The organism is Gordonia jinhuaensis, from assembly GCF_014639795.1.
Lineage (GTDB): Bacteria > Actinomycetota > Actinomycetes > Mycobacteriales > Mycobacteriaceae > Gordonia_B > Gordonia_B jinhuaensis.
Genome location: NZ_BMGC01000050.1, coordinates 1 through 15,932, shown reverse-complemented (window position 1 = coordinate 15,932; position 15,932 = coordinate 1). Strand labels below are relative to the sequence as shown.

At 67.3% G+C, this 15,932-nt stretch carries 12 protein-coding genes and 1 tRNA gene; 2 read left to right on the top strand and 11 right to left on the bottom strand.

From position 1 onward, the window contains the following. Nucleotides 1-80: 80 nt before the first annotated feature. From IEW22_RS18555 to IEW22_RS18520, 8 genes are all read right to left on the bottom strand, one after another. A complete protein-coding gene (locus IEW22_RS18555; RefSeq protein ID WP_188588674.1) occupies nt 81-1,064 on the bottom strand; it encodes a dipeptidase in 984 nt (327 codons plus the stop codon). After that, the gene (gene pknB / locus IEW22_RS18550; protein ID WP_188588673.1) at nt 1,064-3,004 is read right to left on the bottom strand and encodes a Stk1 family PASTA domain-containing Ser/Thr kinase; all 1,941 of its coding nucleotides are present in this window, start codon (nt 3,002-3,004) and stop codon (nt 1,064-1,066) included. The genes IEW22_RS18555 and pknB overlap by 1 nt, the downstream gene beginning before the upstream one ends. Continuing rightward, nucleotides 3,001-4,521, bottom strand: coding sequence for a protein kinase domain-containing protein (locus tag IEW22_RS18545; protein ID WP_188588672.1), 1,521 nt, complete (start codon nt 4,519-4,521; stop codon nt 3,001-3,003). The genes pknB and IEW22_RS18545 overlap by 4 nt, the downstream gene beginning before the upstream one ends. A 1-nt stretch (nt 4,522) precedes the next feature. After that, on the bottom strand, nt 4,523-6,019 hold the full coding sequence (locus IEW22_RS18540) for a peptidoglycan D,D-transpeptidase FtsI family protein (protein WP_188588671.1): 1,497 nt from the start codon (nt 6,017-6,019) through the stop codon (nt 4,523-4,525). Beyond that, on the bottom strand, nt 6,016-7,434 hold the full coding sequence (locus IEW22_RS18535; RefSeq protein ID WP_188588670.1) for an FtsW/RodA/SpoVE family cell cycle protein: 1,419 nt from the start codon (nt 7,432-7,434) through the stop codon (nt 6,016-6,018). Before IEW22_RS18535 ends, IEW22_RS18540 begins: the two co-directional genes overlap by 4 nt. After that, on the bottom strand, nt 7,435-8,937 hold the full coding sequence (locus tag IEW22_RS18530) for a PP2C family protein-serine/threonine phosphatase (RefSeq protein WP_188588669.1): 1,503 nt from the start codon (nt 8,935-8,937) through the stop codon (nt 7,435-7,437). Then, nucleotides 8,934-9,395, bottom strand: a complete 462-nt coding sequence (locus tag IEW22_RS18525) for an FHA domain-containing protein FhaB/FipA (protein WP_188588668.1) — start codon at nt 9,393-9,395, stop codon at nt 8,934-8,936. Before IEW22_RS18525 ends, IEW22_RS18530 begins: the two co-directional genes overlap by 4 nt. A 236-nt stretch (nt 9,396-9,631) precedes the next feature. Beyond that, entirely contained in the window at nt 9,632-10,951 is a 1,320-nt protein-coding gene (locus IEW22_RS18520) for a DUF3662 and FHA domain-containing protein (protein ID WP_188588667.1), read from the bottom strand. A gap of 319 nt (nt 10,952-11,270) precedes the next feature. On the opposite strand from IEW22_RS18520, the gene IEW22_RS18515 reads away from it, so the two are divergent. After that, nucleotides 11,271-11,353, top strand: a tRNA-Leu gene (locus tag IEW22_RS18515). A gap of 224 nt (nt 11,354-11,577) precedes the next feature. Here the strand turns inward: IEW22_RS18515 and IEW22_RS18510 are convergent. Both IEW22_RS18510 and IEW22_RS18505 read right to left on the bottom strand, forming a co-directional pair. Then, the gene (locus IEW22_RS18510; RefSeq protein WP_188588666.1) at nt 11,578-13,428 is read right to left on the bottom strand and encodes a hypothetical protein; all 1,851 of its coding nucleotides are present in this window, start codon (nt 13,426-13,428) and stop codon (nt 11,578-11,580) included. Next, nucleotides 13,425-14,321 carry a site-specific integrase gene (locus tag IEW22_RS18505; RefSeq protein ID WP_188588665.1) on the bottom strand — a complete coding sequence of 299 codons (897 nt, stop codon included), beginning with the start codon at nt 14,319-14,321 and terminating at the stop codon, nt 13,425-13,427. Before IEW22_RS18505 ends, IEW22_RS18510 begins: the two co-directional genes overlap by 4 nt. A gap of 87 nt (nt 14,322-14,408) precedes the next feature. Between IEW22_RS18505 and IEW22_RS18500 the strand changes: the two genes are divergently transcribed. Continuing rightward, nucleotides 14,409-14,705, top strand: a complete 297-nt coding sequence (locus tag IEW22_RS18500; RefSeq protein ID WP_188588664.1) for a helix-turn-helix domain-containing protein — start codon at nt 14,409-14,411, stop codon at nt 14,703-14,705. Nucleotides 14,706-15,471: 766 nt separating this feature from the next. On the opposite strand, the gene IEW22_RS18495 is transcribed toward IEW22_RS18500, so the two are convergent. Further along, complete coding sequence (locus IEW22_RS18495) at nt 15,472-15,738, bottom strand: helix-turn-helix domain-containing protein (RefSeq protein WP_188588661.1); 267 nt, start codon at nt 15,736-15,738, stop codon at nt 15,472-15,474. Nucleotides 15,739-15,932 lie beyond the last annotated feature (194 nt).

Here is a 15,932-nt window from a genome sequence, read left to right as displayed (position 1 = left end):
GTCTTTCAGGTGGGCGGTGTCAGAACTCCCATCATCGGAAGACCTCGACCTCTATCCCCGGATCGACGCGCCGACCCGCTCTACACCCTCAACTGCGAAGAGCCCGGAAAGTCGTCGAAGCCGTCGTAGTCGCTGCCGAGACCGATGTGATCGACGCCGACCACCTCGCGGGCGTGGTCGATGTGGGCGACCACGTCATCCACCGTGACCACCGGCTTCGGGCCCTGCCGGCCCTCGGCCTGCCAGCGGGCGTAATCATCGCGCAGGAACATCGGGACGAATGCGAGCATCAGTACGCCGCCGTTGCCGGGCAGCCGCCGCAGCACCTCATCGGGGACATTGCGCAGGTGTGCGCACAGTGCGCGGCAGCACGAGTGACTGAAGATCACCGGCGCGGTCGTCACGTCGAGCGCATCATGCATGACCGCGGCTGACACATGGGACAGGTCCACGAGCATGCCCAGCGCGTTCATCTCGGCAACCACCTCCCGGCCGAAGTCCGAGAGCCCATTGCTGCGCGGCTCGTCGACTGCGACGTCGGCCCAGTCCAGCGTCACGTTGTGGGTGAGCGTCATGTACCGCACGCCGAGCGCCGCGTACATCCGCAGTACCGCCAGCGAGTTGTCGATGCTGTGACCGCCCTCGGCGCCGAGCAGCGACGCGATCTTGCCGTCTGTCCAGGCGCGGCGGACGTCGTCTGCCGACCAGGCGTAGGCCAGCTCGTCGGGGTACCGCGCGAGCAGCCGGTAGACGAAGTCGATCTGTTCCAGGGTCGCGGTCACCGCCGCGGTCCCGGGCCGGCCGGTCTCGCCCCCAGCCGGCGGGTTCCCAGTCCGGGAGTTCACAGTCAGCGGGTCCACGTACACCGACCAGAACTGCGCACCCACACCGCCGGCGCGCAGCCGCGGGATGTCGGTGTGGAAGGCGGGGTTGTGGTGGTCGAGGTCGTTCACCGAGTAGCCGGCGCCGACCCGCGATGCCCACGCCAGATCGTTGTGCCCGTCGATGACGGGGCGCCCGTCACCGGACTGCCCGACACCGGATTCCGGCACCCGCCCCGGCATCAGCCCGGCAGCAGGCTCTGGCGACCCAGTGTGATGGTCACCGCCTGATCGTTGCGGATCGTCATCCCCGGGGACGGGTCCTGTGACAGCACGCGACCGTCGTCGGGACTGCCGAGTCCCACGTTGCGATAGTTCTGGGTGAGGGTGGTGTTCTTCCAGCCTGCGGCGGTCAGGGCCGACATCGCCTGGGCGGCGGTCTTGCCGGTGAGGTCGGGGATCGCGAACTGGTTGCCGCGCGACACCGTGACCTGAACCTTGCTGCCCACATCCACGGTCACCCCGGCCGCCGGGGACGAGGCGAGCACGATGCCGGCCTCCTGCGACGAATCCGCCTGCACCACCACGATCTCCAACCCTGCCTCACGCAGCGTGGTGGTGGCCGCGGACTGGGTGGTACCGGTCAGCTCGGGCACCGACACCTGCTTGGGTCCGGTACCCACCTGCACCACCACGGCACTGTTGACCGCGGCCGAGGTGCCCGCGGCCGGGACCGTGGCGACCACCTTCCCGTTGAGCTCATCGGTGGAGTCCACGTCGGCGGTGCGGACGTTGGTGAAGCCCAGCGACCGCAACTGACTCATCGCGTCGTCAGGCGACTTGCCCTGCAGGCGCGGCAATTCCACATGTTGGGGCCCGCTCGACACGTACAGCGTCACCTGCGACCCCTTGCGGGCGCGCACGCCGGCCGAGGGCGTGGTGCGCGTCGCTGTGCCCACCGGGACTTCCACGCTGGGTTCCTGCAGCTGGTTGACGTGGAATCCGAGCTGCTCGAGCGTCGCGCGCGCCGCTGAAGCCGACAGGTTCGTGACCGTGGGCACCGACGCCTCGGGCTGGCTGTCACTGCTCCACGGATGGGTCAGGATCAGCGACAGCGCCACCACCAACACCACGACCAGCGCTGCCAGCCACGCGAAGCGCCGCCGGTTGGCCGACCGCACGTCGTCGCGGTCATCGCGATCGTCACCACCACCGCCGTTTCGCCCGCCGTTGCCCGACCCCGATCGGCCGCGATCGGCGTAGAGGCGCGGGCGCGGTCCGCTGACGCTGTCGAGGATCGCGGTCCGTTCCTCGTCGGTCATCACCATGGGCGCGCTCGGCTTGCCGCCGGCGAGGACCTTGATCAGGTCGGCACGCATGTCCGCAGCACTCTGATACCGGTTGGCCGGGTTCTTGGCCATCGCCTTGAGGGTGATCGAGTCGAGCTCCGGGCCGATCTCGGGGACCACCGAGGACGGCAGCGGTGGGTCCTCGCGCACATGCTGATACGCCACCGCCAGCGGCGAGTCACCGGTGAACGGGGGCTGGCCGGTGAGAAGTTCGAACAGCACGCAGCCCATCGAGTAGACATCGCTGCGCGCGTCGACACTCTCCCCGCGGGCCTGCTCGGGCGACAGGTACTGCGCGGTGCCGATCACCGCCGAGGTCTGGGTCATCGAGTTGGTGGCATCCGACATCGCGCGGGCGATGCCGAAGTCCATCACCTTCACCGCACCCGACTTGTCGATCATGATGTTCGCCGGCTTCATGTCGCGGTGCACGATGCCGTTGCGGTGTGAGAAGTCCAGGGCAGCAGCGACATCGGCCATCCAGGTCATCGCCTCGCGTGGTGTCACGTGGCCGCGGGCGCGCAACACGTCGCGCAGCGTCTCGCCGTCGACGAACTCCATCACGATGTAGGGGAGCGGGCCCTCGGCCGTCTCGGCCTCACCGGTGTCGAATACCGACACGATCGTCGGATGGTTCAGCGAGGCGGCGTTCTGGGCCTCTCGTCGGAAACGCAGATAGAAGGTGGGGTCGCGGGCCAGGTCGGCGCGCAGCACCTTGATCGCGACATCCCGGTGCAGGCGCAGGTCGCGCGCCTGATGCACCTCGGACATGCCACCGAAACCGAGCGTCTCGCCCAGTTCGTAGCGGTCCGAGAGATGCCGCGGGGTGGTCATGCGTCGCCGTTCTGATGATCCGAATGGCCACCGAGACCGGTGCCGTCAGTATTGTGCCCCGCCGAATCCCCGGGGGCACCGATACCGGTGTCCCCATCGTTCGCGTCGCCGCCGCTGGTGTCGTTCCCGTTGTAGCTGTTGCCCTGGATACCGAAACTGGGCAGCTGGAAGGTGAATCCGCCGGATGTGGTCTCCGGTGTCGTCTCCTCGGTGGTTTCCGGTGTCGTCTCCTCCGGAGTGGTCTCGGTGGTCGGCGGTGCGGTGGTGGTTTCCGGTGTCGTCTCCTCCGGAGTGGTCTCCTGCTGGGTCGGGGTGGTTTCCTCGGGCGTGGGTGTCTCGGTGATGGTGGTGGTCGGTGTGGTCACCTGCGGAACCGACGACGGTGCCACCGACCCGCCGCCGTCGTCGCCGGTCGAGCGCAGCAGGAAGAACGCCACCAGCGCGATCGCGATCACCAGCAGCAGACCCGCCACTGCGGCGAGCGCCTTCTGACCGGTGGTCCAGCGACCGTCGTCGGCGTTGTCGTCGTGGTAGCCGGTGGCATATCCGGTCGCGGTGGTCGGCGGGCGCTGCTCGTACTGGCCGGCGGTCGACATGGCGCGGGTGCCGGTGGACTCCACCATCTGCGGCGTCGCCGGCTGTGCGGGTGCGTCGCCGAGGTTGTGGGGCAGCGGAGGGCGACGACCGCTGCGCACCACGGCAACCGCGTCGGCGAACTCGCCGCCGTCGGCATACCGCAGCCCCGGGTCCTTGGCCATCGCGATCTCGATCAGCTCGGCCACGTTGTCGGGCAGGTCGGCGGGCAGCGGTGCGGGGTCCTCGCGGATGTGTTTCATCGCCACGGTGATCGCGCCGTCACCGGTGAACGGCCGGTGGCCCGAGAGCGCCTCATAGCCCACCACACCGAGGGAGTACACATCCGAGGCCGCGGTGGCGTCCTCGCCGAGCGCCTGCTCGGGGGAGATGTACTGGGCGGTGCCCATCACCATGCCGGTGCGGGTCACCGGTGCAGCGTCGACCGCCTTGGCGATGCCGAAGTCGGTGATCTTCACCTGGCCGGTCGGGGTGATGAGGATGTTGCCCGGCTTCACGTCGCGGTGGACCAGCCCGGCGTCGTGGGCGGCCTTGAGCGCGCGGCCGGTCTGCTCGAGCATGTCGAGGGCGTGGTTGAGCGGCAGGTGCCCCATGCGGGAGAGCACCGCCGACAACGGCTCGCCGTGGACGAGTTCCATCACCAGGTAGGCCAGCGGCGATCCGCCGTCGCGGTCGGGGGTCTCGCCGTAGTCGAAGACCGCGGCGATCCCCGGATGGTTGAGCCGCGCGGTGGTCTGCGCCTCGTTGCGGAAGCGTTCGAGGAACTCGGGGTCGTCGGAGAACTCCGACTTGAGCACCTTCACCGCGACACGGCGGTCCAGGCGCATGTCGAGTGCTTCCCACACCTGTCCCATGCCGCCGGTGGCGATCAGTCGCATCAGCCGGTAGCGGTCGGCGATCATCGTGCCGCTCTGCAAGGTCATCTCACTGCCCCTCCCCGACGGCGGCGTCGATCACCGCGCGCCCGATCGGCGCTGCCGTCGAACCACCCGTCGCCGCAACCCCGCGATCTCCGTTCTCCACGATCACCGCGACCGCGACCTTCGCATTGCTCGACGGCCCGAACGCCACGTACCAGGCGTAGGGGGTGTCGGCGGCGTCGGAGTTCGCGGAGTGTTCGGCGGTACCGGTCTTCGAGGCGATCGGGATGGGTCCACCCGAACCGGTGGTGTGCTTCTCGGAGTCGATCATGAGGTTGGTGATGTCGGCGGCGATCTGTGAGCTGATGGGCTCGTTGACCGTCTGCGGGCGGGTGGTGTGCAGGGTCTTCAGGTCGGGACCCTGCAGTTTGTCGACGAGGTAGGGCTGCATCCGTACCCCGCCGTTGGCGATGGTCGCGGCGATCATCGCGTTCTCCAGCGGCGTCATCCGCACGTCGCGCTGACCGATCGCGCTCTGTCCGAGCGCGGCCAGGTCGGGGATGTCACCGACGGTCGACTCCGACACCGACAGCGGGATGCCGGTCGGGTCGTCGTCGAGACCGAACGAGCTGGCCATCGACTTCACCGAGTCGATCGGGTTCTTCAACTTCTGGGTTGCCAGCTGCACGAATGCGGTGTTGCAGGAGTACTGGAACGCCTGATGCAGGCTCACCGTGCCGCCGGAGGAATCCGGACATGTCTCGCCACCGTAGTTGCTCAGTGAGGTCTCGGTGTTGGGCAGGGTGATCGAACTGGCCGAGGTGAGGCGTTCGGTGTCGCTGACACCCTGGCTCAACGCGGTCGCGGTGGTGACGATCTTGAACGTCGAACCCGGCGGATAGGTCTGGTTGATCGCGCGGTTGAGCATGGGCTGCGGACCGGAGTCGCTGTTCCACGTGTTCCAGGCGTCCTCACGCACCGACGCGTCGTGGGCGGCGAGTTTGTTGGGGTCATAGCTCGGGGTCGAGACCATCGCCAGGATCGCCCCGGTGCTCGGCTCGATGGCCACCACCGAGCCGCGGCAGCCGCCGTCGCAGCCCTTGAGCATCGCGTTGTAGGCGACCTGCTGCATGCGTGGGTTGATGGTGGTCACCACGTTGCCGCCGCGCGGGTCGCGACCGTTGAACAGGTCGAGGAAGCGGCTGCCGAAGAGGCGGTCGTCGTTGCCGTTGAGGATCGACTCCTCGGCCTGCTCGAGTCCGGCGCTGCCGTACTGGAACGAGTAGTAGCCGGTGACCGGGGCGAACGCCGGCCCGGTCGGCTGCGGGTACACACGCAGGTATTTGAGGCGGTCGTCGGTGGGATCCGAGCGGGCGATCACGTCGGGTCCGGCGGTGATCTGACCGCGCTGACGCGAGTACTCATCGAGCAGCACGCGGTTGTTGCGCGGATCGGACCGGAGCTTGTCGGCCTTGATCACCTGCACGTAGGTCGCATTCGCCACGAGCAGCAAGATCAGCACCATCGCCGCGATGGCGACGCGTCGGATGGGGATGTTCACGCGCGCTTCACCACCTGCGTCTGTGCCTGGGCCACCGGCGTCACCGGTCGTCGGCCCGCGTCGGGTTCGCGTGCGGCGTTGGACACCCGCATCAGCAGCGCGACCAGGATGTAGTTGGCCAGCAGCGACGAACCGCCGTAGGACATGAACGGCGTGGTCAGGCCGGTGAGCGGGATCAGCTTCGTGACGCCGCCGACCACCACGAACACCTGGATGATGATCGTGAACGACAGTCCGGCGGCGAGCAGCTTGCCGAAACTGTCGCGCACGGTCAGGCCGACGCGCATGCCGCGCACCACCAGGATCAGGTACATCATCAGGATCGCCGCCAGCCCGACCAGTCCCAGCTCCTCGCCGATGGTGGCGATGATGAAGTCGCTGTTGGCGAACGGCACGATGTTGGGCCGGCCCGAGCCCAGGCCGGTGCCGAACAGGCCGCCGGTGGCCAGACCGAACAGCGACTGACCCACCTGATATCCGCTGCCGTCGAAGTCGGAGAACGGGTCCTTCCACACCGCCACGCGCACCTGCAGGTGCGGGAAGAGTTCGTAGGCCAGGGTCGCGCCCACGGCGAACAGGAGAACACCGATGACCACCCAGCCGACGCGTTCGGTGGCCACGTAGAGCATCACCAGGATCGTCGAGAAGATCAGCAGCGGCCCGCCCAGGTCGTTCTCGAGGGCGAAGATGCCGATCACCACGATCCAGGCGACCAGCAGCGGTCCGAGGTCGCGGGCGCGCGGCAGGTCGATGCCCAGGAAGTGGCGACCGGCGGTGGTGAACAGGTCACGCTTGGCCACCAGCAGCGACGCGGTGAAGATGATGATCAGGATCTTGGAGAACTCGCCGGGCTGGATGTTGAACAGCGGTGTGCGGATCCAGTTCTTGGAGCCGTTGATCTCCGAGAGTGACGCGGGCAGGATCGCGGGGATGGCCAGGAAGATCACACCGGCCAGGCCGAGGATGTAGCTGTAGCGCGACAGGGTGCGGTGGTCGCGCACGAAGATGAGGATCGCCGAGAAGGCGACGATGCCCAGCACCGTCCACAGCACCTGCTGGTCGGCGTTGTGGGTGGCCTGGGTGGGGGTGACGGTCTCGCCGTCGTTCGCCGAGCCCAGGTCGAGGCGGTGGATGAGCACCAGACCCATCCCGTTGAGCAGCGCGACGACCGGCAGGATGATCGGGTCGGCGTAGGGCGCGAAACGGCGCACCACCGTGTGTGCGACGAGGAACAGCACCACATAGGCCACCACGTACTTGCCCAGATCCCAGCTGAGGGTCTGTTCCTGGGCGAGTTCGACGTTGATCAGCGCGAGTGCGACGACCACGAACACGAAGCAGAGCAGGGCGATCTCGACGGGTCGCCCGATGCGCTTCTTCGCGGCCGGAGTGGGGGTGGCGGTGGCTTGACTCATCTAGCGCACCTGCCGGCAGCTGTCGGAGTCGGCGGCGAGGTCGCCGGAGGTCGGTGAGGTGCCCGCCGCGTCGCCGGTCACCGAGACGCCCGTGGGTGCGGGGCTGGGTGCGGCGGTGGTCGGGGCAGGTGTGCCGGGGGGGACGGGAGTGGTCGCAGGTTCGCCGGGGCGCGGCGAGGTCGCGGGCTCACCGGGGCGCGGTGAGGTCGCCGGGGCGGGGGCCGGCGTCGGCGTCGGGCAGATCTCCTTGAAGGTGGCGCGACGGACACGCCCCTCGGCGTCGGAGAGACTCCCGCCGGGCTGGCTCCCCGAGATCGCCGACTGGTCGCGGCTGATGATGTCGTCCAGACGCATCCGCGAGCAGGAGCCGGCGTCGCCGGTGGAGACGAAACGCACCTGCGGGTCATCGGTGTCGAGGGCGTCGACGCACGCCACATAGGCGGTCTTCTGGGTGTCGATGCCCAGCAGCGATCCCTGCAGTCCGCGGTAGACCACCACGTTGCCGTCGTCGACGCCGGTGAAGTAATTCGACGCCACGATGTGACGGGTCGCGAAAACCCCGCCGATCAGCACCACGACCACCACCACGGCGGCGCTGAGCAGCACCCACTTACGACGCGAGGACCGGTGCGGTTCGGGTTCGGGTTCGCTGACCACCGGTTTGCGTGGTTCCGGCGGCGGGCGCAGCGCCGCGGCCCGACCGGCGGCGGTGTTCGGGTCGGGCTGGTAGTCGTCGTCCTCGCCGCTGACCGCGCCGGCGATGATCGGGCGCGAGTCGCCGTAGTCGACGTCCACCACGTCGGCGACCACCACGGTCACGTTGTCGGGGCCGCCGCCGCGCAGCGCGAGCTCGATGAGCCGGTCGGCGCATTCGCGGTGGTCCTTGACGCCCGAGAGGGTGTCGGCGATGGTCTCCTCGCTCACCACATCCGACAGGCCGTCCGAGCACAGCAGATACCGGTCGCCGGCGCGCGCCTCGCGGATGGTCAGCGTCGGTTCCACCTCGGTGCCGGTCAGCGCGCGCATGATCAGCGACCGCTGCGGATGGGTATGGGCCTCCTCGGGGGTGATGCGCCCCTCTTCGACCAGTGTCTGCACGAAGGTGTCGTCGCGGGTGATCTGGGTGAGTACACCGTCGCGGAGCAGGTAGCCGCGCGAGTCGCCGATGTGGCACAGCCCGATGCGGCTGCCGGCGAACAGGATCGCCGTCAGGGTGGTGCCCATCCCGTCGAGTTCGGGGTGGTGGGACACCTCGTCGGCGATCGCGTCGTTGCCGTTGGCGGTGGCGTATTCGAGTTTGCCGAGCAGATCGCCGCCGGGTTCGTCGTCGTCGAGCGGGCGCAGTGCCTGGATCACCAGCTGGCTGGCCACCTCGCCGGCCGCGTGGCCGCCCATGCCGTCGGCGAGTGCGAGCAGCCGCGCACCGGCGTAGACGGAGTCCTCGTTGTTGGAGCGGACGAGGCCGCGGTCGCTACGAGCGGTGTAACGAAGTACCAGGGTCACGGGCGCAGCTCGATCACGGTTTTGCCGATGCGGATCGGGGTACCGACGGGGACCTTCACCGCGGTCGTCACCTTGGACCTGTCGAGATAGGTGCCGTTGGTGGAGCCGAGGTCTTCGACGTACCAGTCGTCGCCGCGCGGGGTGAGCCGGGCGTGGCGTTCGGAGGCGTAGTCGTCGGAAAGCACCAGCGTCGAGTCCGGTGCACGCCCGATGAGGATCGGTTGCGACCCGAGGGAGATGCGTGTGTTGGCCAGCGCCCCGTGGGTGACCACCAGGAATCGTGCGCTGCCGCGCGCGCGGCGAGCATCGGCCTTACGCGGACGCGGGCGCCGCGTGATCGGGCGGGAGCCGGTCGCGGCGTAGACATCGTTGCGCAGTGCGCGTACGACGGCCCACACGAACAGCCACAGCACCAGCAAGAACCCGAATCGGGTCAGCTGCAGAACAATGCCCTGCATGTCGGTGCTTCACCTCCCGGCGGTGGCGTCGGACGAGTACGGCACTGGAAGAATCTTCACTGGAAAGTCTTCACAACAGCCGTCGGACTGACAGTGTCGAAGGCATCTTATGGCCCACGAGCGTTCGTGCGGACGTGATGGCCCCCGCGCGCCGGTCGACCGGGCGCGCCCAGTGATGAGAAACACCAGCGTGGGGCAGCCCCGGAATGGCGCCGAGGTGAGGTCGAGCGATCAGCTCACTGGAAGTGGACGGTGATGTCGGAGTGTCCGATACGGATACGGTCGCCGTCGGCGAGTTCCCAGCTCGACACCGGCACGTCGTTGACGGTGGTGCCGTTGGTGGAGTTCAGATCGGTGAGTAGGGCGACGTGGCCGTCCCAGCGCACCTCCACATGTCGGCGGGAGACGCCGGTGTCGGGGAGGCGGAACTGCGCGTCCTGGCCGCGGCCGACGATGTTGGTGCCCTCGCGCAGCGCGAACGTGCGGTTGGAGCCGTCTTCGAGTGAGAGGATCACCGACGTTGTAGCGCCGTACTGGCTGCCGTACTGGTCGTAGCCGCCGCGTCCGTAATCCTGGGCGTATCCCTGGTCGCCGTAAGCCTGATCGCCATAGTGCTGGTTGCCGTGACGCTGATCTGCGTAACCCCGATCCGCATAGCCCTGATCTCCGTAGCCACGGTCGGCGTACTGCTGCTGGTCCGGGTAGCGCTGGTCGCCGTATCCCTGGCCGGCATAGTGCTGATCCGCGTAGCCCTGATCCCCGTAGTTCTGGTCCCCGTAGTTCTGATCAGGGTGCCGCTGATCGGCGTAGCCCTGGTCGTCGTGTCTGCGGCCCTGTTCCGGATAGCGCTGGTCGGGGTAGTGGTCGTCGCGGTAGCTCGCCGCCGAGTACGCCTGCCCGCCGCCGTAAGGGGCGCCGCGCTGGTCGTCGGGGTAACGCTCGCCCTGGTATCCGCTGTCGGGGTAGGCGTTGTTCGGGTACCCGTTCTCGTAGCCGTTGGAGTAGCCACCGTCGCCGCGCGAGCGGTCGTCGGTGCCCTGCTCGTACGCCCGACGCTGGTCGTATCCGGGGTTCTGGCTCATCGCGGGGACTCCTGGTTCTGGTTTCTGGTTCACTCGTCGCAGCGGCGCCGGGGTGCCCTGTGCACGCGGGTCGCGATGCGGCCGAAGCTGCCGAGGAGCAGCGTCAGGGTCCACTACACCGTGCGCCCGGAACATACCGGTGTGCAACTGCGGCGTTTTCTCCAGCTCGACGACCACATCACCGTAGGTCTGCCACCCGTTGTCTCGGATGAAGTTCTCGAGATGCTTGGAAAAGGTCTTGCGGGTGAGGTCGTACTCCTCCGACATCTCGTCGAAGTCCGTGTCTCCCACGCGTACGACATATCTGTTGGGGGCCAGGCGTGTGCCGTCACCGAGATCCTCGAGTGAATCCTCGGCCTCACGCTGTAGGGCGTTCTCCACTTCCTGCGGAGCGACCTTCCCCCCGAACACTCGGGCAAAGCCGTCGTCGACGGTCGACTCGAGCTTGCGCTCGATACGTTGCAGAATTCCCATGGTCGTTACGGCCTCCCTCCCTGCTCACCGCGTGTCGTCGTGCCTTTGGCGCCATTCGATGATAGCGATGTGACGCCTGAGTCGCGGCATCCTGCCGTGAACACCGTGCCTCATCACATGCCCCGCGCACCAATGTTCACGCCGTTCCCGCATGTCACGCGGGTAACAGTGCGTTGTCCGACGCTGGGTCGATGCCTGGTCGGTTGTGGCCTCAGAATCGTGCTGACCAGCAGATTTCAGGTTCATCGAGCGTGCGTGCTAACGTCTTCACGTCCGAAATCCTCGGACAGCCACGCTCGAGTGATCCTCGAGCGGTCACGGGCGAGTGGCGGAATGGCAGACGCGCTGGCTTCAGGTGCCAGTGTCCTTCGGGACGTGGGGGTTCAAGTCCCCCTTCGCCCACCGAGGGCTGTTTGCGAAACGTAGCGGATCGCAGTTGCGAAACCGTCGCGAAATCGCAGCCAGGCCAACAGATATAGGGAAAGCCCGGTCCATATCAATCGGACCGGGCTTTCTCGTTGTCTGAGTGCCTCGCGACGACTCTTCGAGGCTCGCTCACGCCGTATGTATGGCCCTACTCCCACGGCCACCGCCACCGCGGGTGATTCTGTGCGGTGGTTCGGGGGTCAGCTCGCGGCGGCGGGCCGTTCGGCGGGTGGGCCGATGCCGGGTGGAGCGTTGGGCGCGGGGAGGTAGTCGGCCAGGCTGGTCTTGCGGCGTCGGCGGTCGGCCTTGCGGGCACGGTGGTCGGACAGTGTCACGGGTTCGGTCGTGCCTTTGCGTAGCCAGGTCCATATCTTGCGGACGTTGGCGCTGGCGACGCTGACGGCGGCGAGCAGGAACTGGGCGGCGTACCCGATGATGCGACGTCTGCCCGCGTCGGCGAGGTCTCCGTAGGCGGGGTCTTTGACGAAGCCGTTGAATCCTTCGATGGTGTTACGCGGGCCCGCGTAGTGCTCGTGCCATTCGGGGGTGCCGTAGCGGATCGACTGGGCGAACTTGGCACCCTGTTCGGGTCCGAACGTCGTGGACTGTTTGTTGGTGCAGATGCCGGGCGGGTCCACGGGTGGCTTGAGGATGGTGGGCATCCCGAGCGCGGTCTTCTCGGTCTTCTTCTTCCCGTCCGCGCCCGTCTTCGGCGGTTTGGGTTTGAGTGGGCAGGCGACGGTGGCCGACGCTCCGACGGCGGGGCAGCGCATCGGGACGTGTCCGTCCGCGTCGGGCTTGTTCTTGGGCCGCAGCAGGTAGGCGGCGCGGCGTTCGATGCGGTCGGCGTACACGTCCTCGTCGATGCGCCCCGCGCGCAGGTCGATGGTGGCGTTGACGAGTCCGTCGGGCATGGACGGGCAGTACCAGTGGCCTTCGACCTGGTTCGCCCCGGCGTGGGTGGCGTGGATGCCGAGCTGGTCTTTGCGGTAGTCGGTGACGAGGTCGTAGCCGAGGGCGCGCAGCGGGAGTTGAAGTTTCTCCGCTTTGCTGCCCGCCTGGTAGGCGCGGTCGCCGACGAAGTTGCCCGCGGGCCAGCCGCGCTCGTGGATGGAGCGCACGCACGCCATCGCGTTCTCGGCGACGCGTCCCGACGGCCTGTCCATGGTCATGGCGATCACGAGCAGCGGGAACGGTACCGGTGAGCCGGGGGTGTTGGCGGCCATGATCGCGAGGGTGAGTTCGTGCGCCCATATCGACTTGTCTTTGCGCCGTCCGCCGTCGTCGCGGTGGTCGGCCTCGCGGGTGTAGAAGCCGGCGTCGGAATGGGGACTGCACAGAACGGAGAAATCGGTTGTGGCCTTTCTCGGTGTTCCGCGCTTGCCCCACAACGGAAGTGGGGTGGCGTCCACGCACAGGTTGCCGTGCCATTGCTTCAAGACGTGCGCGGGCAGCAGCATCAGCGTGGACTCGAGCAGGGTGTTGGCAACGGTGAGCAGGCGGGCCTGTTTGCGTTCGCACGTCTGCGGGTCGCGTGCCGCTTTGATCTTGTCGACCTCAGGCTTGGGCAGTCTGCGTCCGGGTGTGCCGGGGGCGGGGTCGATCACGTCGAGCAGGCTGCGCAACGTACGGCGGACCGCGAAGTACAGCGGATCGCGGCGGACGCTGTCGGGGTCGTAGTCGGGCAACATGTCACGGGGCAGGCCCAGCAGGCGCAGTGTTTTGTTGTTGAGGCGATGACGCAGCATCTCGCTCATCCGGGTCATCAACAGCGGTTCGTCGTGCAACGCGAGCAGGAACAACAGCACCAGCACGGTGCGGAAGTCGACGACCGTGGGACGCCCGCCCTTGACCTTGCGGTTGGGGTCGTCCTCGTCGCGCCAGGTCTCGATCATCTCCACGACGCCGGAATCGTCGACGAACTTGGCCACCGTGCTCACTGTGTCGGTCTTGATCGTGGGGCGGTAGGAGCCCTGTCCGGCACCGGCAAGCCCGAGTAGACCGGCCGCTTTCGCGACCAGCCCGTCATCGGAGTTGCCGTGGTGGGTCACGACTGTTGTTCACCTCGCAGCGCGGCCCGCACCTGCGCGGAGCTCAGACCGGGCACGTGCACCAGGTAGCGGGTGAGGGTGTTCAGCGATTCCACGCCCGCCGCCTCCATCAGCGCGCGGATCGGCACCCCGGCCGTCAGGTGTCCGATCAACCAGGTCGCGCGCATCCGACGGGTATTGGGCACGACGTCGCCGTTGCAGGTGGCGGTGAAGTGCGAGACCAGACGCGGGGTACGACGGGCGCGGGGTCGGAAGATGTGGATGTCGGGGCGCATCGAGGCTTCGGCGAGGTCGGCCAACGGCTGTTCCCAGCGGGCCAGGACCGGCACCATCCGAGGGCGCTCACCGTCGATCCGCAGCAGCACCCCGTCGTCGTCTACCGCGATGTCCCCGGTGCGGATGTTCTGGATTTCTGGTGCGCTGAGTCCGGCACCGAGGCCGAGTGCCAGTAGCAGGGTGGCGTTGCGGTAGCGGTGCGCGGTGGCCTGCCCCGCTGCCCATGCGGCCATGTCCGCGCACTCGAGCTCGGTGTAGGGCACCGACGTCTCGCCCCGTCCCGCAGGGGGAACCGCGACGGCCAGCAGGTCCGGGGCCAGCTTGTCGGCCATGTTCAGCAGCAGGCGGCGCAGGTTGCCCGCGGACCCCGATGCCATCTCGCCGCGCCCGCGCACCAGGAACTCGACGATCGTGGTGCGGTGGAACACGATCGAGCGGTCGAGGTCGTATCCCGCCACCCGCCAGCACCAGTGCGTCAGTCGTGCGCACGCCCACAGTAGGTCACGTGCCGCCGCAGGATCGTTGGGTGCGTAGTCGGCCACCGCGTCGCGCACGAAGTCCGCGATGTGTGGCCAGTCGTTGCTGGGGATCGTCGGGGCATAGTTCTCTATCGCCATCCGAACACCGTCCATTTGTAGGTAACTACGGACAGTGTTGTCTGCCGACGAGGGAACGGTCAAGGGTTTCTGATTTACCCTGTTCAGATGCCCCGCCCAAAGCGTCCCGCCCCCCGCGATTACTCGCAGGCGTGGCCGACGGCGCGGTGTGAGTCCGATGTGGCGGAAGCTGTTCGGCTGTTCGCGGTCGCCCTGCGCCGCGAACTCGGAGACCGGAGCACCAGGCAGGCCACGGAACGGACGGGCGTCACGCACACGGTGATCGCCGACATCCTCGCGGGCACCTCCTGGCCGGACGCGGAGACCATCGGCAAGCTCGAGACCTCCCTGGGGGTGGCTCTGTGGCCCACCCTTTCGGATGGCCGGTACCCCGGATCGCCGTAGCGCGACGCGGTCCTGCTGATTCGGCGGCTTCACGAGGCGATTTCGTTGACCAGGGCGAGGACGCCGAGCAGCGACACCAGGGTGATGGCGGTGTCGATGTCGTGAGTCGCAATGGCGACACCGATCGCGTGTTCCAGAAGTTGGATCACAAGTGCAAAGTCATGGTGCATGGGTGCTTCTCCAAATCTCGTTGCCCGGCACGGATGCCGGGATTACGGGGATACGAGTTGGATCAGCGAAGTGAGGCCCGAGCGCTTGGCGTCGGAGAATGGGCCCGGTATGTTCGAGCCAGTCGCATCACTTGCTGATCGACAGTGTTCAGCGAGACCTCGCCTCTGCCCGTCCAAGAAGCTTCGGCGAGGTCTCGCTGGCGTTTTCAGGGACTCATCACGGACTCCAATTCGATCGACTGGTTTTCGCCGGTCAGTATGGGGCCGTTTTCAGGGGTCGTTGTCTAGCAACAATTTCGCGACCCGATCTTGCGTGAATAGACGGCTGCGCGACGAAGCCCGCTGGGGACCGGAAAATGATCCTGATCAGCAGAGATGCTGCGAAATATTCAATCCCACGCGGAGTGGCCGGAAGTGATCCGTCCTCGTGCGCGAACAGCGGCGGAGTGGCTGGATCGTCGATTGCTCACGCGAATCCTGTTTTCGAAGGCTCGCGAATGCTGACCCGTCGATTGACGGGACACCCTTCGAACCGCATGCGGCTCTCGCGTGCGGCCAGTAGGTCTTAGGTTCGGCGGAAGTAGTGGCTGTTGCTGCTAACGCTCTGACAGTCCGCCGTCCGGCACCGGGAGCCCGTTCAGCAGAGACCCGGGTGCGATGCGTAAGCCGGCCGCGATCTTGACGATGGTTTCGAGCCGCAGGGAGCGCTGTCCGCGCTCGACCTTGCCGAGTTGCGTCCAGGAGATTCCGCACGGGATCGCGGCCTTCTCTTGACTCCACCCGAGTTCCAAACGACGGGCCCGCACTCGACTGCCGAATTCGCTGGTCGTGGCGTTGAGGGGCGGCTTCGGTGCATCGGGCATGGGTGGCAGCCTCATCGGTCCCGGCCTTGTCGTGCCAGACCGCAACGTATCCAGAACCTTTACACCCGGTCGCAACGTACCTAGTATCAGGGCTCTTCCTGATTCAGAGTGCGTGTAGGTGTTCTGCCAGGCCGCCGGAGTGGATGAGTGACCGCAAGATGTAGTGGTTGAGGTTGCGGAAGCCGAGCGCGATC

Bases quoted from the DNA above. Each gene is read 5' to 3' on its own strand.
- IEW22_RS18520 (WP_188588667.1), bottom strand. From the start codon at position 10,951: ATGGGAATTCTGCAACGTATCGAGCGCAAGCTCGAGTCGACCGTCGAC.
- IEW22_RS18525 (WP_188588668.1), bottom strand. From the start codon at position 9,395: ATGCAGGGCATTGTTCTGCAGCTGACCCGATTCGGGTTCTTGCTGGTG.
- IEW22_RS18535 (WP_188588670.1), bottom strand. From the start codon at position 7,434: ATGAGTCAAGCCACCGCCACCCCCACTCCGGCCGCGAAGAAGCGCATC.
- IEW22_RS18555 (WP_188588674.1), bottom strand. From the start codon at position 1,064: ATGCCGGGGCGGGTGCCGGAATCCGGTGTCGGGCAGTCCGGTGACGGG.
- IEW22_RS18545 (WP_188588672.1), bottom strand. From the start codon at position 4,521: ATGACCTTGCAGAGCGGCACGATGATCGCCGACCGCTACCGGCTGATG.
- IEW22_RS18505 (WP_188588665.1), bottom strand. From the start codon at position 14,321: ATGGCGATAGAGAACTATGCCCCGACGATCCCCAGCAACGACTGGCCA.
- IEW22_RS18495 (WP_188588661.1), bottom strand. From the start codon at position 15,738: ATGCCCGATGCACCGAAGCCGCCCCTCAACGCCACGACCAGCGAATTC.
- IEW22_RS18500 (WP_188588664.1), top strand. From the start codon at position 14,409: ATGCCCCGCCCAAAGCGTCCCGCCCCCCGCGATTACTCGCAGGCGTGG.
- pknB (WP_188588673.1), bottom strand. From the start codon at position 3,004: ATGACCACCCCGCGGCATCTCTCGGACCGCTACGAACTGGGCGAGACG.